This window comes from uncultured Parabacteroides sp., assembly GCF_905196875.1.
In the GTDB taxonomy this organism is placed as follows: Bacteria; Bacteroidota; Bacteroidia; order Bacteroidales; family Tannerellaceae; genus Parabacteroides.
Map to the genome: position 1 here is coordinate 1 of NZ_CAJJWO010000067.1, position 21,659 is coordinate 21,659.

A 21,659-nucleotide genomic window follows, 5' to 3' on the forward strand; every position below is an offset into this window, starting at 1 on the left:
CAGCCTTGAACTTTTGGTTACTTTTCTTTCAAGAGAAAAGTAACATTCAAATCTGTCAAGAACTGAAACAAACAAAATCAAAAAAGGCGAAAGGTTTAAACTAACCCTTCACCTTTTTAATCAATCCTTCACCCATTATATGGATAGTTTACATATTGTTTTACAGCGCATTAACCTTCAGAAGATAATAGTGAAGGCTTTAATACTCGTTGCCATGTTTATCGTAATGCTTCCACTTCATCCGTATGCAAAGGAATCTTCTTACCCAGCAGACGTGCGCCGTCTTCTGTGATCAGGTAATCTTCTTCGTTACGGATACCGCTGAAGTCTTTGTAAGTAACCAGTTTTTCGTAATTGATAAACTCGGTGAACTTGTTCTGGCTTCTCCACAAATCCATCAGTTCGGGAATAAAGTAAACACCCGGCTCGATAGTCAATACGAAGCCCGGTTCCAATTTACGTCCCAGGCGGAGAGACTTACGGCCGAACTCTGTACTCTTTGGCTGTCCGTCGTAACCGACATATACTTCACCCAGGTTTTCCATATCATGCACGTCGAGTCCCATCATATGTCCTAATCCGCACGGCATGAACATAGCATGAGCACCGGCTTTTACTGCTTCCATCGGATCGCCTTTTACAAATCCAAGATCCTTCAGACCTTCCATAATCACCTTACAAGACAGCTCGTAAACATCGACGAAAGGAATGCCCGGACAAAGGGCGGCAACAGCAGCTTCATGGGCAGCTACCTGAATATCATAGATATCTTTCTGACGGGTTGTGAATCTAGCGTCAGCAGGAATGGTAGACGACATATCGCCGGCATAACCCATTTCTGTTTCTGCACCGGCATCCAATAGCAACATATCACCACTCTTGATCATATTGCTATGATCGTGGTTATGCAACGTTTGTCCGTTGATAGTTGCAATAATAGGGAAAGAAAGCTGGTAGTTATTGGCATAAGCCACTTCAGCCACTGCGGCAGCCACTTCGCTTTCACGGATTCCCGGACGAACGGTACGCATGGCGGTCAGGTGCATATCGGCAGTAACCGTACAAGCCTTTTCGATCTCTGCAATTTCTTCCGCACTCTTATAATTACGTTGGTTTACAACGCCCAGGATGAAAGGAACCGAAGGTTGTTCTGTGCCCGGTACTACACCCAGCCACTGGAACAGCTTGATCTGATGTTCGGCACGGTAAGTAGGCAGGTAATGAACACGCTGGCTCTTTTGCTGTGCTGCTTTCAGATAAGTTTCTATTTCTTTAAACGGACGAACTTCGGTTATACCGGCAGCTTCACTCTTTTCTTTCAGGGTAGGCTGCGTACCCATCCATACGATTGCATCGATGGTCAGTTCGTCGCCGAAAATAATTTCTTTATCGTTGTCAATATCGATGATGGCAGACAATCCGGCGTAGGGAAGTCCGAAGAAATATAAGAAGGTGGAATCTTGGCGAAAGTGGTATGTATTATCTGCATAGTTCATACCCGATTCATCATTTCCGAGGAAAAGCAACAAACCTGAACTGATAGTCTGTTTCAGTTTAGCCCTGCGGGCCATATACGTTTCTTTGCTAAACATAACTTTAGGATTTTATTTATTGCTACCAAAGATAGTAATTAATATAAACTAACGGACATCTATTAAAAAATATTTCTTACATTGGCGTCACGAAATTAAACCTTGCATACATTATGAAGATTCAGCAGATACAAGAACTTACCGAAGCGACCGTAGCATGCGGGGGCGATAAGCTAGACCATGAAGTGCAATGCGCTTTTGCCAGCGACTTGATGAGCGATGTGCTGACGGTGGATTGTAATGAAGTAATTCTCATCACGGGACTATGCAATCTGCAAACGATCCGTACGGCCGAAATGGCAGACGTCTCCTGTATCCTTTTCGTCAGAGGAAAACGGGCGACGGACGAAATGCTGACAGTAGCGGCTGAAAACAATATGATTCTGCTAGAGACGGAACATTCCATGTATCATACAGTGGGGGAGTTGTTTAGTAGCGGCCTTTTGCCTGTGTTTTAAAGATAGGAGGAAATCAGCATGCAATTTAGTTTTGAACTGGAAGGGGGAAACTTCTCGAAAGCCGGATACGCATCCAGCCAGATAAAGAAGGTATTGAAGCAATTATCAATCGATTCCCGTATCATAAAAAGGATCGTTGTCGCTTTATATGAGGCGGAAGTCAATGTGGTAGCCCATGCCTGGCGAGGAAATGTATCAGCAACGCTGGATGCCGACAAGATTACTCTGGTACTGAAAGACGAGGGTCCCGGTATTCCTGATATATCCCAGGCAATGCAGGAAGGTTTTTCTACTGCTTCACCGGCTGTACGGGAGATGGGATTCGGTGCCGGAATGGGGCTTCCTAATATGAAGAAAAATGTGGACGAACTAACAATAGAGAGCCAGGTAGGCATAGGAACGACTGTACGCATGATTACCTGGTTCGCAACAAAGGAGTAATGCATCATGGAGAAAACTAAGTTTTATCATGCCCTGAAAATCGATAACGATCGTTGTATCGGCTGTACCCATTGTATGACGAAATGTCCTACACGGGCAGTCCGCATCCGCGATGGAAAAGCCGTGATACGTAAAGACTGGTGTGTCGATTGCGGTGAATGCCTGAAAGCTTGTCCGACGGAAGCGATCTCTGTGGAACAGGATGACTTCCAGAAAATATTTGGTTACGAGTGCCGTGTGGCTTTGGTTCCTACGGTTTTTATCGGTCAGTTCTCGAAATATACGACAGAGGAAGAGATATTCAGTGCGCTGTATGAGCTTGGATTTACTCATGTCTATCAGGTCGAATTTACAGCTGACATGATACATCGCGAAATGCTCCGCCAGATGGAACTTGCTGAAGATAAGCCGGTAATCAGTTCTTTCTGTCCGGCTATTGTGCGCCTGATACAGATCCGTTTCCCGGCACTGGTCGATAATATCCTGCTGGTGAAGACTCCGGTGAATGCGACGGCAACCTATTATCATCAGGTATTGACCGAGGAAGGATACGAGCCGGAGCAGATCGGCCTCTTTTACGTCACACCTTGTGCAGCCAAGATTGCAGCCCTGAAAGGGGAAGATGGATATTCTTCCACAATCAACGGGGTGATCAATATGGATACATTATATAATAAGGTATATCATATCCTGCAAAACCGTCCGAAGGGCTACAAACCAGAATGTGTTCTTCCGCCGGCACTCACTAAGAAAGAAATGCGGTGGAGCCAGACGGGAGGGGAGGCTAAACACTTTTCCGGACGTTGTCTGGCCATCGATGAAATACATAATGTGATCGATTTCCTGGAACGGATGGAAACCACCAACGAGGTTCGCAATGTTGACTTTCTCGAACTTCGTGCCTGTGACCGTAGTTGTGCCGGAGGTGTACTTGCCGTTGCGAACCGCTTCCTGACTTCTGAACGGATCATGAAGCGGTCGATGAAGCGTGACAAGGCTCCGCTTATCTATGCCTCCGAACGTTTCGGTGCCTTAGCTTATTTGAAACAGCACATTACCATCCGTCCGCTTCAGCCTAACCCGAAATTGCTTTATGATGGCGGTATCGAAGATGTATTGAAAAAGATGGAACAGGTGCGTCACTTGATGTGTTACCTGCCGGGTATCGATTGCGGGGCTTGCGGAAATCCGAACTGCCAGAGCCTGGCCGAAGATATAGTACGCCATGAAGCTCAGTTCAGCGACTGTGTCTTTATGCAGCGTAACATGGAGAAGCATGGTAAACTGGATCAGGAACATGCCTTCCGTCTGATTGAAAAGACTTGGGGGAAAGATCGTTTAAATAAAGATTGTTATAAGAAAGGAGCAAAATATGAAGGTCAGTGATCTGATAAAAGAACTGGAACTTACTGTTTTCTGTGGCGAGGAGAACCTGGATACGGAGATAAAAGGTGGTTATACCAGTGATCTGTTGAGTGACGTAATGGGACATATGGAAGAGGGGATGCTATGGATAACCATGCAAACCCATCAGAATATCGTAGCTGTCGGCACACTGAAAGATGCAGCAGCCGTGTTGGTAGTCAACGGAGCTTCACCGGATGATGAAACATTGCAGAAGGGCAGAGAAGAAGGGATTCCTGTATTGGGTACATCGCTTTCTGCTTTTATCGCTTCCGGTAAGATCTATCAACTCCTGCAAAAGACATGACGCTTTACCGGGCTGATTTACATATTCATACGTGCCTTTCGCCTTGCGGAAGTCTGGATATGAGTCCTACGGTCATTGTTGAGACAGCGCTTGCCCGTGAATTGGATATCATTGCCATAACTGACCATAACAGTACTTTGCAATGTTGCGAAATACAGGCCTTGGGGACTGAAGCCGGACTGACGGTCTTTGCCGGGGCGGAAGTTTGTACCCGTGAAGAAGCGCATTGTCTGGCTCTGTTCGGAACTGAAGATTCCCGGGCTGCTTTTCAGGAATATCTCGACCGGCATCTTCCGCCTGTCCCGAACGATCCCGAGCGTTTTGGCGATCAGGTTTGGGTGAACCGGAACGATGAAATAATGGGAGAGGCACCGTATCTTCTGATCTCTGCACTCGATCAAAATGTAAATCAGGTAGCTGCCTTTGTCAAAAAGTTGGATGGACTCTTTATTGCGGCGCATGTGGAGCGGCCTTCCTTTAGCCTGATCAGCCAACTGGGGTTTATCGATCCGTCATTACCTTTAGATGCTATTGAATATACAGATGCTTCACGTTTTGCCCGTTTACAATCCGAACAGAAGTATCTTTCGAACTATACGTCATACCCGGCTTCCGATGCTCACTACCCGGAGCAGATAGGAACTAAACCTTGTTTGATACAGGCCTCGGAACCTTTATTCGATAACTTGAAGATGGCTTACAGTAAGAGCCGGGGCCATGCAATATATTCCGTTAATACGCTATAATAATGAATACGCTTACATTCCATATTACCGATATAGCTTCCAATAGTATACGTGCCGGAGCAACCCGGATTCTTCTGGAGATAGTTATCGACGAAGGTTTCGCAACAATCCGTATCGCAGATAACGGTTGTGGGATGGATGCCGAAACAGTATCGCGTGTTACCAGTCCGTTTTATACGACCCGTACTACCCGTAAATTCGGATTGGGAATACCTTTCCTTATTCAGAATGCGGAACAGACTGGCGGGAGTGTAAAGATTGTATCCCAACCAGGTGAAGGTACGGAGGTTATGGCATGTTTTAATACCTCCCATATAGACTGTCCGCCCTGGGGTGACTTGCCGGGAACCGTGGCTATGTTGATAACCGGTAATCCCGGGATCAATGTGTGTTTTATGTATAAAAAAGGAGAGCTGGAATTTGAACTGAGTACGGAAGAACTTCTAAGTGTCTTTGAGGACATCCCACTCAATCATCCAAGAGTCATACTTTCTGTGAAAGAAATGATTGCCGAAAATCTGGCCTGATTAACGATGGCTGGTCTTCGCTTTGTAATAGTCGAACCGTTGCATAACTTCGCGAACATAATTAAATGTCTCCGATCCACGCAGGTAACCATGTTTGCAGACCGGATCGTTATAGTATTCCGGATCACTTTTCAGACGGATATATTCTGCCACATTATCTTCCCAGATCAACGGGTTCTTCCCGTATTTCTCCGCCAGCCGTTGTGCATCGTAAATATGTCCGATACCTGCATTGTAAGAAGCCAGTGTAAATTTGATCTTTTCCTGTGGGTCTGTTATTTCAGAAAAACCCTGACGAAACTTTCGCAGGCAGTCCACTCCGGTACGGATACCGATATCGGGATCTTTCAGTTCGTGCGGAGTAACACCAAGCGCCCGGGCTGTGTTCGGCATAATACCCATCAGACCTTCGGCACCTGCCCATGAAACAACCGAAGGATTGAAATGCGACTCCTGATAAGAAATGGAAGCGAGCAGTTGCCAATCCCATCCTATATTCTTGGAATGCTTTTTAAACAGGTCGTCGTATGGGGAGATATGTCCGTTTTTTACAGGGGGCAGATCGACGGTCAGCGGTTGTTTACTTAACTCGAAATACCGCTTCATCGCAGCTTTATAGACATGTGAACCTGATTTATCGGAAGCCCAGGCATTGATCGCTTCTGCCAGCTTCGGACTGGTTTTACGAACCAACCAGGAAGAGCGTTGCATAAAGCTGACTTTCAGTGAAACGTTGATGTTCCAGAAATAAGTCTTATTCAGGCGGGCAATGTTATCGTCGCTGATAGTGTAGGGGATCTCTCCCTGCGAAACCATCGATATCAGGTCTTCGGTGGTAATCGTATCTTTTTCTATATCTTTTATATGTATACCGCCCCCCAATTCTTCATCCAGGTTTTTCAAACGTTGGTAGTATTTGGTTGCCGGCTTTACATAGATGTCTTTACCGATAAGCTGTGTTACGTCTGTAAGGATCGTGTCGCCTTTGTTGGCACGCTGCACCAATACCTGGCTGGTTTGTTCTTCACGTCCGCAATAAAGGTAGTTTTCTTTCAACTTATTGTTCACCAGGATAGGGTAAGCTACGACATCAGCTTCACCGGCTTCGAGCATTTCGATCAGGCGGGTAGCGTTTTCGGCTACTTTGATATTTAGTTTCAGCCCTTCAGAACGGGCAAAGTCTTTGATCAGATCGTATTCGTATCCCATCGGTTCCATCTTATACTGGAAATAAGAGGTAGAGCTGTAAAGCGTAACGGCAGTGATCTCACCGGCTGCCTTTAACTGAGGAAGGTCCATAGACACCAAATCGTCTTCCTTTTGCTCTTGTTGCTTATTGCCGGAACAGCTACTCAAAAGCAAAGCGATATACAAAAGGGAGACGATTTTCCTATACATTATTATATATATGTTATTCTTTCTTTTCCAGTAATACTACATTTTCCACATGATGCGTATGTGGGAACATATCTACGGGCTGTACCTTTTTTACGGCATATTTCACATCGAGCAGGCTTAAGTCGCGCGCCTGTGTTGCCGGGTTACAGCTGACATAGACGATACGCTCCGGTTCGGCAAAGAGGATGGTGTTGATTACATCATCGTGCATGCCGGCACGTGGCGGATCAGTAATAATAACATCCGGACGGCCATGTTGGTTTATGAAATCGGCAGTAAGAATATCTTTCATATCGCCTGCATAGAAGAGTGTATTTTCAATCTTATTCAGTGCTGAATTTACTTTTGCATCTTCAATGGCTTCAGGAACATATTCTATCCCAATGACTTTCTTTGCCTGGCGTGATACAAAATTAGCGATCGTACCGGTTCCTGTATATAAGTCGTATACCATTTCGTTTCCGGTCAGTCCGGCAAATTCACGGGCTATCTTATACAGGTTATAGGCTTGTTCGCTGTTTGTCTGATAGAATGATTTTGCTCCGACTTTGAATTGGAGGCCTTCCATCTCTTCGATGATATGGTCTTTACCACGGAAAACACAAATCTCCTGATCGGTGATCGTGTCGTTACACTTTTCATTTATTACATATAATAAGGAAGTGATTTCCGGGAACTGTTCAGCGACATGGGATAATAAAGCTTCCCGACGCTCTTTGTCTTCATGATAGAATACAACGACAACCATCAGGTCGCCGGTCGATGCTGTACGGATCATTAATGTACGCAGGAAGCCTTCCTGATTTCTCAGATCATAGAAAGGATATCCTTCGTGTGTCAGGCAATAGTTCTTGATACAAAGACGGATACGGTTTGAAATATCATCCTGCAACCAACATTTGTTGATATCGAGTACTTTGTCGAACATTCCGGGGATATGGAAACCGACACCGTTCATGCAATCGAATGTTGCTCCCGACTTTACTTCTTCTTCCGTCAGCCACTTCTTATTGGAGAAAGTATATTCAAGTTTGTTCCGGTAGAAGGTGGTGCGTTCAGATCCCAGGATTGGGAAAATCTCTTCCATTTTTATCTTTCCGATACGGGTCAGATTGTCGATTACCTGCTTGTGTTTATACTTTAGCTGCTCTTTGTAGGGGAGATGTTGCCATTTACACCCGCCGCAAACACCGAAATGTTCACAGAAAGGGGTACTGCGTTCCGTAGAATACTCGTGGAAGTATACTGCCTTACCTTCGGCATAACTATTCTTTTTACGGGTGAGTTGGATATCGACAACATCGCCGGGAGCGACGAAAGGAACAAAAACTACTTTGTCATTCACTCGTGCAATCGCCTTACCTTCAGCGGCTACGTCTGTAATTGTTACCTTTTCCAACAAGGGTAACTGCTTCTTATTTCTTGCCAATTTTATCTGTGTTTAAAATTTTCGCCACGCAAATGTACATATTTAGCTGATATGAATACTAAGGAATGGTTATAAAACATATAAAATTAATTAACTTTCCATATCCTGTGTACTCGCAAATAGCATATATTTGCACCATTGCAATGTAGAGATAGCAAAACTGAAATCTAATAAATAAAAACTGTCTGACACATGGAAAAGAAAAGAGTTTACACATTCGGAAATGGAAAGGCCGAAGGAAAAGCGGATATGAAGAATCTGCTGGGTGGTAAAGGTGCAAACCTTGCCGAAATGAATTTAATTGGTGTTCCGGTTCCTCCGGGATTCACTATCACTACAGATGTCTGCTCGGAATATTATGAACTGGGCCAGGAGAAAGTAGTAGAGTTACTGAAGTCGGACGTTGAAAAGGCTATCGCTAATGTAGAAACGTTGATGAATTCCAAGTTCGGAGATATAGAAAACCCATTGTTGGTTTCTGTCCGTTCCGGAGCACGCGCTTCTATGCCGGGTATGATGGATACGATCCTTAACCTGGGATTGAACGACGAAGTAGTGGAAGGGTTGACACGTAAAACTGGCAATGCTCGTTTTGCATGGGATTCTTATCGCCGTTTTGTACAAATGTACGGTGATGTTGTTTTGGGTATGAAACCGACCAGTAAGGAGGATATCGACCCGTTTGAAGCCATCATTGAAGAAGTAAAAGAGGCCAAAGGAGTGAAGTTGGATAACGAACTGACCGTCGATGACCTGAAGGTATTGGTGGCTAAATTCAAAGCTGCCGTTAAGAAACAAACCGGAAACGACTTCCCGACATGTGCTTACGAACAATTATGGGGTGCTGTTTGCGCTGTATTCAACTCATGGATGAACGAACGTGCTATCCTTTATCGCCAGATGGAAGGTATTCCTGCCGAATGGGGAACAGCGGTTACTGTTCAGGCTATGGTGTTCGGTAATATGGGTGAAACTTCTGCAACGGGTGTATGTTTCTCTCGTGATGCCGGTAACGGTGAAGACCTGTTTAATGGTGAGTATCTGATCAACGCGCAGGGTGAAGACGTTGTAGCCGGTATCCGTACTCCGCAACAGATCACAAAGATCGGTTCACAGCGTTGGGCTGAACGTGGAGGTATTCCTGAAGCAGAAAGAGTAGCTAAGTATCCTTCTATGGAAGAGGCTATGCCGGAAATCTATAAGGAACTGGATGCTTTGCAGACGAAACTGGAAAATCACTATCGTGATATGCAGGATATGGAATTTACTGTACAGGAAGGCAAACTGTGGTTCCTTCAGACTCGTAACGGTAAACGTACCGGTTCTGCTATGGTTAAGATCGCTATGGATCTGCTTCACCAGGGTATGATTGACGAAAAGACGGCATTGGCCCGTATCGAACCGAATAAGTTGGATGAACTGCTTCACCCGGTATTCGATAAGGCTGCTCTGAAAAAAGCAAAAGTATTGGTTAAAGGATTACCTGCTTCTCCAGGGGCTGCTACCGGCCAGATCGTATTCTTTGCTGAAGATGCCGCTGAATGGCATGCTGCAGGAAAACAGATCGTATTGGTTCGTATCGAAACATCTCCTGAAGATCTTGCCGGTATGGCTGTAGCTGAAGGTATCCTGACTGCCCGTGGTGGTATGACATCACACGCTGCTGTAGTTGCCCGTGGTATGGGTAAATGCTGTGTATCCGGTGCAGGTGGTCTGAATATCGATTATAAGAAAAAGACAATCGAAGTAGGAGGTGTTACACTGAAAGAAGGTGATTTCCTGTCTATCAACGGTTCTACCGGAGAGATATTTGAAGGTAAAATAGAAACGACTGCAGCTGAACTGTCTGATGATTTTGCAGAATTGATGAAGCTGGCTGACAAATACACAAAACTACAGGTTCGTACCAATGCGGATACTCCTCATGATGCAGAAATAGCCCGTGCATTCGGTGCCAGTGGTATCGGATTATGCCGTACGGAACATATGTTCTTTGAAGGTGAAAAGATCAAGGCAATGCGTGAAATGATTCTGGCTGAAGATGCAGAAGGACGTAAGAATGCATTGAAGAAAATCTTACCTTATCAGCAAGCTGACTTCAAGGGCATTTTCAAGGCTATGCATGATCTGCCTGTCACTGTCCGTCTGCTCGATCCTCCTTTGCACGAGTTTGTTCCTCACGATCTGAAAGGCCAGGAAGAAATGGCAGCTGCTATGGGGGTTTCTGTAAAGACTATCCAGCAGCGTGTAGAATCACTTTGCGAACATAACCCGATGTTGGGTCACCGTGGTTGCCGTTTGGGTAATACATATCCTGAAATCACAGAAATGCAGACACGTGCCATATTAGGTGCAGCACTGGAATTGAAGAAGGAAGGTATTGTCGCTAAACCGGAAATTATGGTTCCGCTGACAGGTATCTTGTATGAGTTTAAAGAACAGGAAAAAGTAATCCGTGATGCCGCAGAAAAGTTGTTTGCTGAAGCAGGAGATCGTATCGAATTTAAAGTTGGTACAATGATTGAAATTCCGCGTGCTGCTTTGACTGCCGACCGTATCGCTTCTTCTGCCGAATTCTTCTCATTCGGAACAAACGACTTGACTCAGATGACATTCGGTTATTCTCGTGACGATATCGCCTCTTTCCTTCCTATCTATCTGGAAAAGAAGATCCTGAAAGTAGACCCGTTCCAGGTATTAGACCAGAATGGTGTTGGTCAACTTGTAAGGATGGCTACAGAAAAAGGTCGTGCTATCCGTCCGGATCTGAAATGTGGTATTTGCGGCGAACATGGAGGTGAACCTTCTTCTGTTAAGTTCTGCCACAGAGTCGGTTTAAATTATGTATCCTGCTCACCGTTCCGCGTGCCTATTGCACGTATCGCAGCGGCACAGGCAGCGATAGAAGATTGAGATTTACTGTAATAAATAAGTGATAAATCGATAAATTAAGAAGGGTATTCTTTTTGAATATCCTTCTTAATTCGTTTTAAAATATATACTATTATAAGGCATTTATTTCGTTATCTTCAAATTATAATTACATTTGTATTAAATATTTCATTTTATCTATTAATATAGTAAAGACTTATGGCACGTAAAGTAAATTATTCAAAGAAGATCGAGAAAATTAAAGCTCAGCTAGATGAGTTATCTGTAGAAATTGAGAATGGCGCTAAGAATGAAGATGTTGTGGTAGAACAGAAAATAAAAATATCCGACATCGACTTCGAAAGTGAAGAAGTTGCAACATTAATGAAAATCCAGGCTCGTTTACTACGCGTAATTCAAGCAAAACTAAAAGGATAAAACTTCGTATTTATACCTGTTAAAGGAGGATATTCTATTTCAGAATATCCTCCTTTTGTGTTAATAAGCTTCATATCCTACACTTGATTGAACCAAAACATATTTCTAAATGTATTATGTAGACAAATAATTAAAAATAGTTGGTTATGAAAGCTGATTTATTCAAAGTAACGCAAGCAATGGTATTAATAGGTGGTGTGATCCTTTTTTTTGCAGGATGTAGTAAAAACACAATAATACTGGATCTCGGAGAAGAAAACGGACCATCAGGATCGGAAGGAAGTAATCCTGATGGCACAAGCCTGATCACATTTAATGCCTCTATTGAAGATCGTAATTTACTCACGCGGGCTATGTCACCAATGAATCAAGGTATAAAAAGTACATTATATGCCTTTGAGCCCTCTGCACAGAGTGGTACAAAACAAACACCATCGGCCCAAGGATTGTATATAACATCTTCTCCGGGAGTATTGACCGGAGTAAATGGATACAAGATGTATCTGGAAAATGGTGTTTTCGACTTTTATGCAGTGTCTGATAATTTTTCAACTATACCTCCGAAATTTTTATCAGGAAAGTCGGAGCCTTTATTTAACGGAATAGATTATTTATGGTGGCACAGTCCTAATCTGGATGTGGCAAGTACTCAGGTAAATATTCCAATCGTGTATTTACATGCAGCAACCCAGGTCGTTATTGAGGTAACGGAAGGGGATGGAATTAAATTGAATAAACTGGTTTCAGCAATGATTACTCCTTCGTACCCGGGAGCCAGTATGGATTTGGCAACCGGAGCTATCTCTCCGGCTACGACATTGGATTCTCCGGATAAAATGGGTATAAATGGCTCTTTGGCACAATACATTATGCTCCCTCTGAAAATTTCAATTCCTTTATCTCTCACAATGGATGTGATGGTTAATGGAGAAAATGCATTACGAACTTATGCAGTGGATGTTCCGGTTCCGGAAGGAGAACTAAAAGGTGGTAATTCCTATTTGTTTAATGCAATAATAGATGGAAATACGGTTACATTTTCAAGTGTAAATGTGAAAAACTGGACAGAAGTGGATGAAACGGGGAACCCTCTTTATCCCACTTTGAAGTAATATTTTCCCCTCATTTGCCTCTTTTAGGCAGAGCGATTGAAATTTAAACGATAACTAATCTTTGTCAAACGACTTAAGATTCAAGAATAAAAGAGGAATATATCAGAGAAATGTTCCTCTTTCCATTTATATTTCTTTATAAATTATTGCCGGTATAAAGATAAAATACCGTATATTTGTTACTTGATGAAATAAAAAAAACAATATCAACGTATGGAGCGGTATTTAATAATTAAGACGAGGGATGAGTTGTTACGAATAAAGATAGGGCAGATACTCTACTTTGAAGCTGACAGAAATTATACTAAATTACTATTATCCAATGGGATCCAATTTACGTTTGCTATTAATATCGGTAAAATAGAAGAAATTCTTGAAAAGCAGGTAGCCGGCTGTAACAAGATATTAATGAGAGTTGGAAAAAGTCATATCATCAATAAAAATCATATTTTGCAGATCAATTTACCTAAACAAAAACTGCTATTATTAACTGAGGAGGGCAAACCTCGTGAACTTATAATATCCAAAGATCCTTTAAAAGTGCTAAAAGAATCGTTGGAAAAGGAGATGGGTAAATCAGAAGAACCAAAAGAAATTAAAGATGAAGATTAAAATTGGTAAAGCTGAAGATAATGATTTTATAGTTAATGATCCTCATGTAAGTAGACATCATGCTTGTCTGGTTCGTGAGGATCATGGCTGTTGGTTGTTGGAAGATCTCGGCTCTACTAACGGAACTTTCGTCAATGGCTCACAGATCGTCAAAAAGCGTGTTACACCGACAGATAAGATCGTGCTTGGAACCGGATATATATTGAACTTGTCTGAAGCATCTAAATCTAATAATGATTATAGTGAAGAGTTTGCAGCATTGAAGAATGTATATGATAATTATATTCAAGCAAAAGTTAAGATACAATCTGCTAACCAGTTCAAAACAAGACTATTCCAGTCGTTACCCTTTGCTTTACCTGGTATAATAGGCGTTATAATAGGTTTCTTAGGCAAGGGGAGTCCAGAGTTGTTTGGGTTGAGTTTGTTCATTACCATTTGTGCACCAACAGTAGGTATCTATCTGGGTGCGAAGCAAGCATCTAAGACCCCACAGCAGCTGCAAGATATAGCAAACCAGTTCAAAATAGATTATGTTTGCCCTAAATGTGGTACTTTTCTTGGTGAAATACCTTGGGAATCGCTAAGAAACAGAAAGCAATGTCCTGTTTCTTCCTGTAAAGCGAAGTGGGTCAATGAATAAGTTTCGTATCTCAAAAGGGCACCGTTTGTACAGAAAACCCAATCCTTTGATTATAAGAGAGAATTAGATATTTATTAATCCGTTACTTTTCCTACTTTTGTTTCCAGAAAGATTATTTAATATCAAACCAGTATGCAAGAGGAGGAATACACATTCGTTACACTCGACGGTGACGACTCCGTATTTAGTGATGCGGTAGTTGTAGATGTGGATGGGGAAAATGATTTATCTGATGTCGTGGTTATCGACAATGATAGTATGGATGTTTCAGATTTTATTACATTATCTGATGATACTATAATGTTATCTGATGCTGATATGCATGATACTTTCTCTACTGATATCGATGAAGCTGATTTGTCATTTATGCTATGATTTCAGTTAGATGTCCACATTGTCACGTAGGATTAAAGGTAGACGAGGGGAAATTACCCCTCGATCTTACCTCCTTTAAATGTCCGAAGTGCAAACAGTCGATTCCTGTCTCTTTGCTTCAACTGGGAAAGAATGATATTGATGCTGATCAGGATACAATTCTTGTTAATCCGGTATCGAACAGTACGGGACAACTAACAGTTGTGAGTGATCCGGCAACTCCCGAGCAAATTTTCCCTCTCTACGAAGGTCTTACAATCGTTGGTCGTAAGTCTAATGCATCCAGTGCAACAATAGGAATCGTGACCGCCGACAAATCAATGAGCCGGGAGCATATACGAATAGAAGTTAAAAAAGATCCTAAAGGCGGATATAAACATTATCTTTCTGACAATAATAGTAAGAACCATACGTTATATAATAGCAATTACCTGGAGAATGGAGAAGTAGTAGTGCTAAAAAATAATGACGAGATCATTATCGGCCATACTGTTCTTCGATTTAATGAATAAAATTTGTTCGTGCTATGATTATAACGATTGGTAAACCTTGGGCTGTCTGTGAAAAAGGCGGTAGACAAAACAACGAGGATTCTATCTATCCGTTACCAGAAATGGTAAATTCCAATCAAAAGCTATTTCTGGTCTGTGATGGAGTAGGCGGATCGGAAAAAGGAGAGATTGCCAGCTCATTAGCTTGCGAATCTTTTCAAAGTTTTTTCTCTACTTTTCTGGAAGAAGAACCGTCGGAAGAATTTATCAATAAAGCGATCAGGTATACAGAAGCACGTTTTGACGATTATGTAAATTCACATCCGGAGGCTAAAGGAATGGCCACTACGTTAACTATGGTGTCTGTTGGAATTTCAGGTATAACGCTTGCCCATATCGGAGATAGCCGGATTTATCAGTTTCGCCGGGGGGAGATTATCTACCAGACAGAAGACCATTCATTGGTAAATTCCCTCGTCAAGTTAGGAAAAATTAGTAAAGAAGAAGCGTTCACCCATCCTCAGAAAAATGTAATTATTCGTGCTATACAGGGAACAGAACATCCAACAGAAGCTGATGTCGCCTTATTAAACGATATACAAGCTGGCGATTTCTTTTTTATGTGTACCGATGGTGTGTTGGAACGCCTTAAGAATGAGGATTTATCATATATATTCTCCACTCACAGCAATCCGGAAGACATTAAAGAGGCTATCATGGCCTCTTGTTGCGGAAAAACCAGGGACAACTTTTCTTTTTATATTTTACCAGTTCAAAATGTTGGTGAATCTATCGGAATAAAACAAAATATTCTCTCTTTCCTTTATTCTTTTATATAAATAACGTAATTTTGGCAGATTAAAAAGAGAATTGCACGAGAAGTTATGAATTTGCCAAACGGACATCTTCTTCAAAATGGAAAATATAGGCTTACCCATATAGTTGGTCAGGGCGGCTTTGGTATAACTTACAAAGGCGTTTGGTTTACAGAGGTTAAAGGACCGCTGGGAACTATCAAAACCGAGGTTCCTATATGCGTAAAAGAATATTTTTTCAAAGATTACTGTTACAGAGATCCTGAGTCTTATGCTGTCAGGGTGCATTCTGAAACGGGAAGGGCTCTTTTTGATAAGTTCAAAGAAAAGCTGATCAAAGAAGCGAAGATATTATCTGAAGTTCATCATCCCCATATTGTTAATGTATTGGAAGTATTTGAAGAAAATGATACTGCCTATATTGCTATGGAGTATATTTCGGGTAATAGCCTTAAATATATGATGGATAAGGAAGGAGTTTTGCCTGAAGCTAAAATGTTGAGATATGTTCATCAGATCGGGGAGGCTCTACAGTTTGTTCATGAGAAAAATATTCTTCACCTGGATATCAAGCCAAGTAATATATTGATTGATCAGAATGGGAAAGCCCGACTGATTGATTTCGGTGTAAGTAAACGATATGATATCGAACAGCAGGAAACTAGTACCACTATGTTAACCTTATCGAAAGGTTTTGCATCTATCGAGCAATACGACAATGAAGGTACCCAAAATTTTTCTCCATGTCCGGATATTTATTCGTTAGGAGCAACGATGTATAATCTGTTGACCGGAAAGATACCTACAGAATCTATTCTGCGGGCAACACGTCCATTACCGGCTCCCAGTGAACTGAATCCGGTCATTTCTGCTAAAACAGAGGCTGCCATTATTAAAGCTATGCAAATTATTCCGGCAGACCGTTTCCAGTCTGTATCGGAAATGCTTGCGGAACTAGATTTTCCCCAGATTGAAGAAGAGACAGTAAAGAAAAATATATCGTCACCCGAGTATTTTGAGGAAGACGAGACAACAATCTTATTTACAACTCGTCTGCCTCAATCAAAAGGAGTGGAAGACGATGAAACGGTATTGAATAACGTTGGTATACCCGCTGTGCCTAAAAAGAAAAAAAGAAAAGTTACGTTAATATCTTTACTTATTATTATATTTGCAAGTATAGGTTCGGCGTTAGCTCTCTTTGTACAACGGCATAAACCGACAACTCCGGTAGCAGAAATGGTAAATGCGATACCGGAAGGGAAAACAGACCCTGTAGAGGATCCGGTTATATCGAATGTGACGGAAGAAAGTGATACACCCGAAGTTATTAAAGAAAAAATAGAAACTGAAAGTGTAAACGATGGTAAAACAAATAAAGATCAACAGGAAGTTCAAATCAAACCGGAAATTAAGCCTGAAGCTGTTGCACAACAACCGGCTTCTGTAAAACCGGAGGTTAAGCCCGAAGTGAGAAATGTTGAACAACCGGTAACCAGGTTGCCGGAACGCTCGAAAGAGGAAATTAATGCAGAATATCTATCTTTAATCAATTCAGGAAAAGAGAAGATGACCACTGCTGATTTCTCTGGTGCAAAAGCTGATTTTACCAAGGCTTCAGAGATCAAAATGACACAGGAGTTGTTTGATCTTATTGGAGATTGTAAACTCAAAGAAAATGAAAGTAATCTGGCAAAGCGAAAAGCCCAATACGAAGAAAAGATGTCTTTTGGAAAATATACAATTGTACGAAAGAAATCAACCGGAAATTATGGTGCTATTGATGCTGAAGCGATGGAACACATTCCTTGTAATTACAAGAATGTAGGAAAAGCAGATAATGGACGAGCATTTGAGCGTGCCGACGGTTTGTTTGACATATATAATACAGAAGGAGTGTTGATTAATCAAGGTGTACCGTATTATTAAATGTGTTTATGAAAAGACTTTGGATACTTATCTTACTAGTTATTGTGCTTCCGGAATGTTTACTGGCACAACAACGGACTGAATACAATAGAAAAGGCGACGAAGCAATGAAACGCCAGGATTATAGTGATGCAAGGATGTGGTACGAAGAAGGGATCAGCAATTGCGATTCATACAGTATCAATCAATTGACTGCTATATGGAAGACAAATAAAAAAATGCGTGCCTCTATGCGCAGTTTAATGACCAAATGCTTGAATTGTCTGACTGTAAAAGCAACAGACAATGACTCAACAGCAGTTGCTCAACTAATTGTATACTATAACGAAGGTATAGGAACTCCTATCAGTGACGAGTTAGTTTCCTATTGGAGTGACCGGTTGGAAGAACTTCGTAAACCGGTAGAACCGATAACCTATGTTCCCATACAAGAGAGAAAGCCGAGAGAACCTATGAAGTTCTTCGTCGGATATGCTTTTTCTATCGAAGCACCTTATGGTCTGACAGTAGGAGGGGTAGGTGAACGGTTTGGATGGTATGCCAGGTTCAGGACAAATCTATCTTTTGATGATTATACGGGTGAGTGTCGGGGTGATCATGAATTGCTTCCTCCACCGGAGAATTTCTCCGTAAATTTCACCAATAAGAAGAAGTCCAACAATATAGCAGCTTCGGCCGGGGTAGTTATTAAATGTGTTCCTTGGTTATACACTTCTGTCGGATTAGGATATGGAAAGAGAGAACTTCTATACGAGTATATAACTACTGATCATTTCGATTCCAATAATAAAAATATATTCTGGGCTAAGAACACAGACTATTCCTATGAAGGAGTCGTTGTTGATTTGGATTTTATGGTAAAGTTCGGGCCTGTATTTGTTAGTGCAGGTTGTAATACTCTGAATTTTAAATATATTGATCTTAATGCCGGTCTTGGTGTATTCTTTTAACTGATAATAACATGAAACAATTATACTTACTATTATTCACACTGTTTGCTATAAGTTTATCCGGATGTCTGGAAGAGCCGGATATGGATCCGACTCTCCAAAATGCTTTTGCTCCGGAGTTAGAGAAATTTACAAGAGCCAATGTTGATATCACTGCAACGACGATTGTTGCTAAAGCTACGGTGAAAAAAGAAAATGGCGATCCGGTAACAGAGCGTGGTTTTATCTATTGGCTGAAAAACACGAACGATGTTAAGACTAAGAAAGAAACTAATTTAGAAAATGGAAAAGGGGAATTCAAACAGGAAATAAAGGAGTTGAAAAATGATACTATTTATTTTATTAGTCCCTATGCAAGAAATAAGAAGGGTATAACTTATGGAGATACTTTAGGTATTAATACGAATGCCGGTATTGGTAGTGTCATTACCTCTGAAGTTACGGAGGTTACTGCTACTTCTGCCGTAGTGGGAGGTTTAATTAAAGATAAAGGTGAAGGCGAAATTAAAATGGTCGGTTTCAATTTATATAAGAACTCTGAATTAGATTCAATTATCAAGATTGATATGAATGAAATGCCGACAGATTCTACATTTATCCATACGTTGACAGATTTGGAGCCTGAGACAGAGTATGTTATTGAAGCGATTGTGGAAAATAGTTTTGGACAATTCGATACCGACAGACAAAGTTTTAAAACTCTGGACGGACATCCTGAACTTGGTTTCCTGTCAGTAATTGAGACTGATTATACGCAGGTAACAGTTAGAGCTAAATTAGTAAAAAAAGGGGATGGAGAGTTAGATTCTATCGGTTTTTGCTGGAGTGATGTTAAAGCAGTTGGTAGGCCTAATATTCAAGAAGATTCAACCATAAAATGTACTGTAGACAAAGACGGATTCTTTGTTGGTGTGATACCTAACCTGAAAGCACAGACACAATATTTTGTACATAGTTATGCAGTAAATGCTTTTGGTACTGTTTATACTCCGAATAGCATTGAATTTTCTGCTAAAAGTGATGCTCCTACTATTTTTATGGATGAAGCATCAAACTATGTGATGGAAGATGGAAATGTTACAGTGAGTGCTGTTTTGAAGGATGATGGTAGAGGTACTGTTTCAGAAATTGTTATCTGTTACTCATTATCTGCAACCCCAAATCCTGATAAGGATGAAAAAATAACCTTAAGCAGAGAAGAATTAAAATTAGATGCAGATAATAGATTTAACGTATTATTACCTAAACTACTAAAAGGAAATCAGAAGTATTATGTAATTGCTTATGCTAAAAATAAATTTGGTACGGGATCAAGCAGTGCAGTTTCGTTTACTACACCACCTATTTTTTCAACTACAGATATAAAACCATTCCCTGTTGATTGGGGACTTCGTAAAGAATTTGCGGCATTTTCGCTTGGTAATGATGCTTTTATTTTGGGTGGAGATTTTGGTTCTACACGTACAAAAGAATTGATTGGATACAATGCTGATAATAATGTTTGGATGCAGTATCGCTCTTATGATAAAGAAGCGACTAATATATCTGTATGTACAAATGAAAATACAGTTTATGCACTTGGAGGTAGACAATCAGGCTTTGGACAAAATGGTATCTTAAAGACTTGTTATTCATATAGTGGAAACACATGGGAACAATTCAAAGAAGAGTTACTAGGTGAAAATATCCGATATGATGCTGTTAGTTTTGTTTCAAATGATAAAATCTATCTTATCGGGGGAGTTAATCTAAATTCAGCACTTACTGATACGATTTACTATTATGATATGAATACCAAAACTTGGAATGGATCAAGCAGATTCGACGTTGCATTCAGTGGAGGTATTGCATTAATGAAGGATGGAAACGCTTATGTTGGCTTAGGTAATAAGCCTTCGGAATGTGGGTTCTTTACTTCTTCTGGTGACTTCAAAGATTGGACTTCATTGGAAACACCTCCTGGATTAATGAATAAAGTATCAACTGGAGTTGTTTATAAAGATAATATTTATGTTATTGATGACAGTGGCATAATCTGGCAGTATAATTTGACTGAAGACAAATGGTATCAGCGTTCTACCTGTCTTCCGGAAAAGATTAAAAACTTTAAAGTATATGTATTGAATGACATGATCTATATTTTAGGTATGGATTATTTCAATACAACATTAATGACCTACGACCCATCATGGGACAACTAATATGACTAGAGCAGATATATTAAACCAGATACAAAAAAACGTAGAACGTTTATCGGCTTCCGATTTGCCGGAATATAAATACATTCCGTTGCATCAGAAGCCGTCACCTTCCGTTCATTCGCTTCGAGAGATCATGCGGTTACTGCGGAAAGTAATCTTTCCGGGGTTCTTTGGTTCTGAGCAGGAGGCACAGTTTGATTCTATACAATATTATACAGGGGTATATCTGGAGCAGATATATGATTTGTTGCAGGAACAGATATACAATGGATTATGTTTTGAAGTAGACCGTTGCTGCGACTCCAAAGACCGTTCTTCGGAGATAGCGATCAGCTTTATCAATCAGATACCTCATATCAAATATCTTCTTTCAACAGATATTAAAGCAATCCTGGATGGCGATCCGGCTGCGAAGAGTATTAGCGAAATCATCTTTTGCTATCCGGCAGTACGTGCTATCCTGTATCAACGTGTAGCCCACGAATTATTGAAACTCGGAGTACCTGTTCTGCCACGTATCATTACAGAAATGGCACATTCGGATACCGGGATCGATATTCATCCGGGGGCACAGATCGGCGAGTACTTTAGTATAGACCATGGAACCGGTATCGTTGTCGGCCAGACTGCCATTATAGGAAATCATGTGCGCTTATATCAGGGAGTCACTTTGGGGGCGAAAAACTTTACGTTGGACGAAGAAGGATTACCTATCGATATTCCCCGGCATCCTATTCTTGAAGATTATGTAACTGTTTACTCCAACGCATCGATACTTGGACGCATCACGATTGGAGAAGGATCTGTGATAGGAGGTAATATTTGGTTGACCCATAGCGTACCTCCGAACTCAAAAGTTCTTCAGTCACGAGCCGTTGAAGATAAATAAACCTTTTTCTTTTTTTAGGTCAAAACACTAC

The 21,659-nt window shown here is 41.3% G+C and carries 21 protein-coding genes; 18 read left to right on the plus strand and 3 right to left on the minus strand.

Annotated features, from left to right (window positions below; all coding sequences use genetic code 11):
- Window positions 1–218 precede the first annotated feature (218 nt).
- Window positions 219–1,592: an aminopeptidase P family protein gene (locus QZ076_RS17475; protein ID WP_293715359.1), complete on the minus strand. Its 1,374-nt coding sequence runs from the start codon at window positions 1,590–1,592 to the stop codon at window positions 219–221.
- Between the two features lie 113 nt (window positions 1,593–1,705).
- Between QZ076_RS17475 and QZ076_RS17480 the strand changes: the two genes are divergently transcribed.
- Genes QZ076_RS17480 through QZ076_RS17505 form a run of 6 tightly spaced genes read left to right on the plus strand, consistent with a single transcriptional unit; the run spans window position 1,706 to window position 5,475 of the window.
- On the plus strand, window positions 1,706–2,050 hold the full coding sequence (locus QZ076_RS17480; RefSeq protein ID WP_293715362.1) for a hypothetical protein: 345 nt from the start codon (window positions 1,706–1,708) through the stop codon (window positions 2,048–2,050).
- An 18-nt stretch (window positions 2,051–2,068) separates the two neighbouring features.
- Window positions 2,069–2,491: an anti-sigma regulatory factor gene (locus tag QZ076_RS17485; protein WP_293715365.1), complete on the plus strand. Its 423-nt coding sequence runs from the start codon at window positions 2,069–2,071 to the stop codon at window positions 2,489–2,491.
- A gap of 6 nt (window positions 2,492–2,497) precedes the next feature.
- A complete protein-coding gene (locus QZ076_RS17490; protein WP_293715368.1) occupies window positions 2,498–3,877 on the plus strand; it encodes a [Fe-Fe] hydrogenase large subunit C-terminal domain-containing protein in 1,380 nt (459 codons plus the stop codon).
- Window positions 3,864–4,202, plus strand: a complete 339-nt coding sequence (locus QZ076_RS17495) for a DRTGG domain-containing protein (protein WP_293715371.1) — start codon at window positions 3,864–3,866, stop codon at window positions 4,200–4,202. The genes QZ076_RS17490 and QZ076_RS17495 overlap by 14 nt, the downstream gene beginning before the upstream one ends.
- Window positions 4,199–4,948 (plus strand): PHP domain-containing protein, encoded by a 750-nt coding sequence (locus tag QZ076_RS17500; protein WP_293715374.1) that lies wholly within the window; start codon window positions 4,199–4,201, stop codon window positions 4,946–4,948. The genes QZ076_RS17495 and QZ076_RS17500 overlap by 4 nt, the downstream gene beginning before the upstream one ends.
- 2 nt (window positions 4,949–4,950) lie before the next feature.
- Complete coding sequence (locus tag QZ076_RS17505; RefSeq protein ID WP_293715377.1) at window positions 4,951–5,475, plus strand: ATP-binding protein; 525 nt, start codon at window positions 4,951–4,953, stop codon at window positions 5,473–5,475.
- Here QZ076_RS17505 and QZ076_RS17510 read toward each other — a convergent pair whose 3' ends face one another.
- Window positions 5,476–6,873, minus strand: a complete 1,398-nt coding sequence (locus tag QZ076_RS17510) for a transglycosylase SLT domain-containing protein (RefSeq protein WP_293715380.1) — start codon at window positions 6,871–6,873, stop codon at window positions 5,476–5,478.
- A 13-nt stretch (window positions 6,874–6,886) separates the two neighbouring features.
- Window positions 6,887–8,302, minus strand: a complete 1,416-nt coding sequence (gene rlmD, locus QZ076_RS17515; RefSeq protein ID WP_129733663.1) for a 23S rRNA (uracil(1939)-C(5))-methyltransferase RlmD — start codon at window positions 8,300–8,302, stop codon at window positions 6,887–6,889.
- A 192-nt stretch (window positions 8,303–8,494) separates the two neighbouring features.
- Between rlmD and ppdK the strand changes: the two genes are divergently transcribed.
- The 12 genes from ppdK (at window position 8,495) to QZ076_RS17575 (ending at window position 21,628) form a co-directional block, all read left to right on the plus strand.
- Entirely contained in the window at window positions 8,495–11,215 is a 2,721-nt protein-coding gene (gene ppdK / locus QZ076_RS17520; RefSeq protein WP_293715383.1) for a pyruvate, phosphate dikinase, read from the plus strand.
- Between the two features lie 177 nt (window positions 11,216–11,392).
- Window positions 11,393–11,611, plus strand: coding sequence for a hypothetical protein (locus QZ076_RS17525; protein WP_075557464.1), 219 nt, complete (start codon window positions 11,393–11,395; stop codon window positions 11,609–11,611).
- A gap of 146 nt (window positions 11,612–11,757) precedes the next feature.
- Entirely contained in the window at window positions 11,758–12,723 is a 966-nt protein-coding gene (locus QZ076_RS17530; RefSeq protein ID WP_293715388.1) for a fimbrillin family protein, read from the plus strand.
- A 213-nt stretch (window positions 12,724–12,936) separates the two neighbouring features.
- Complete coding sequence (locus QZ076_RS17535; RefSeq protein WP_075557466.1) at window positions 12,937–13,335, plus strand: LytTR family DNA-binding domain-containing protein; 399 nt, start codon at window positions 12,937–12,939, stop codon at window positions 13,333–13,335.
- Complete coding sequence (locus QZ076_RS17540; protein WP_075557467.1) at window positions 13,325–13,978, plus strand: FHA domain-containing protein; 654 nt, start codon at window positions 13,325–13,327, stop codon at window positions 13,976–13,978. Before QZ076_RS17535 ends, QZ076_RS17540 begins: the two co-directional genes overlap by 11 nt.
- A gap of 132 nt (window positions 13,979–14,110) precedes the next feature.
- Entirely contained in the window at window positions 14,111–14,353 is a 243-nt protein-coding gene (locus tag QZ076_RS17545) for a hypothetical protein (RefSeq protein WP_075557468.1), read from the plus strand.
- A complete protein-coding gene (locus tag QZ076_RS17550; protein WP_293715394.1) occupies window positions 14,350–14,865 on the plus strand; it encodes an FHA domain-containing protein in 516 nt (171 codons plus the stop codon). Before QZ076_RS17545 ends, QZ076_RS17550 begins: the two co-directional genes overlap by 4 nt.
- Before the next feature lie 14 nt (window positions 14,866–14,879).
- Entirely contained in the window at window positions 14,880–15,683 is an 804-nt protein-coding gene (locus QZ076_RS17555) for a protein phosphatase 2C domain-containing protein (protein WP_293715397.1), read from the plus strand.
- 45 nt (window positions 15,684–15,728) lie between these two features.
- Window positions 15,729–17,588, plus strand: a complete 1,860-nt coding sequence (locus tag QZ076_RS17560) for a serine/threonine-protein kinase (protein WP_293715400.1) — start codon at window positions 15,729–15,731, stop codon at window positions 17,586–17,588.
- Between the two features lie 8 nt (window positions 17,589–17,596).
- A complete protein-coding gene (locus tag QZ076_RS17565; RefSeq protein WP_293715403.1) occupies window positions 17,597–18,538 on the plus strand; it encodes a hypothetical protein in 942 nt (313 codons plus the stop codon).
- Window positions 18,539–18,549: 11 nt separating this feature from the next.
- Window positions 18,550–20,739: a kelch repeat-containing protein gene (locus QZ076_RS17570; RefSeq protein ID WP_293715406.1), complete on the plus strand. Its 2,190-nt coding sequence runs from the start codon at window positions 18,550–18,552 to the stop codon at window positions 20,737–20,739.
- A gap of 1 nt (window position 20,740) precedes the next feature.
- The gene (locus QZ076_RS17575) at window positions 20,741–21,628 is read left to right on the plus strand and encodes a serine acetyltransferase (protein WP_129733653.1); all 888 of its coding nucleotides are present in this window, start codon (window positions 20,741–20,743) and stop codon (window positions 21,626–21,628) included.
- Window positions 21,629–21,659 lie beyond the last annotated feature (31 nt).